Annotated in this window: 1 pseudogene; it reads right to left on the reverse strand. The window is 39.9% G+C overall.

Annotated features, from left to right (window positions below):
* Positions 1-1043, reverse strand: a pseudogene (locus DEU40_RS22205) (TonB-dependent receptor); the annotation flags it as partial.

The following is a 1043-nucleotide window of genomic DNA, read 5'->3' on the forward strand; positions in this document are numbered from 1 at the left end:
CCTGTAAGACGTACCGGAACAGGATACATATAATTGCTGTTATAATCTGTGATCCATTGGTTCGCTACCGTGTTATTGATATTGAATGCGTTAAAAACCTGAACTCCTAATGTAAGTTCTTCGAAATTACCCCAGAAACCGGATCTCTTATTTTTTTCTTTTGGATCAATAAATACCTTTGTCAACCCTAAGTCTACCCTTTTATAGGAAGGAAGGGTCTGCTGATAATTATAAGCTGAGCCAAAATCCGGCTGTCCGTTACTGTTGAATAGTACAGGAGCTCCTGTAGGTAATCCCATAGCGTACACCAAAGTAAGGTTCACACGCATAGACGGGAAGCTTGGCATATAATCCTGATAGAACATAGCAAACCTCAATCTCTGATCTGTAGGTCTTGGAATATCTCCTCTTCCATCAATATTTTCATACACTCTGGCATAACTTGCAGACAACCATGAATCTACACCCGGAACAAATTCTCCGAATAGTCTGGTATCGATACCATAAGCATATCCTTTTGAATTATTCTGCCCGGAATAACGAATCCTTACATTATCCATATAATAAGGAATCAGGTTATCCATTTTCTTGTAATAAAGTTCCGTTGTCAGTTTGAATGGTCTGTCATACATCTGGAACTCATAATCATTGGCAAGAATGACCTGGATAGAACGTTGTGACTTTATATTGGAGTTAAAATTACCGTCAAGATCTTTGATCTCTTTATAGAAAGGAGCCTGATAGTAGATTCCCCCTGAAATTTTGAACAACATATCGCTGTCCCAATCCGGTTTGATCGCAAACTGGGCTCTTGGTGAGAATATCGTTTCTTTATTGAAACTCCAGTTGGCAACACGTACTCCGGCATTCACAAACACTTTACTGGCACCCCAGTAGAACTTCTGTGAATACTGTGCATATGCTGAAAGTCTTGTAGGCTCAATATTATTTTGCCCGGCAATATAATAAGCAAGCTTAAGATCTCCTGTGGTTCCTGTTCTTGGATCAATAACTTCCGGTCTTGGAAGGCTGTATCCGGCAGA

This window comes from Chryseobacterium sp. AG844, from assembly GCF_003182335.1.
Classification (GTDB): domain Bacteria; phylum Bacteroidota; class Bacteroidia; order Flavobacteriales; family Weeksellaceae; genus Chryseobacterium; species Chryseobacterium cupriresistens.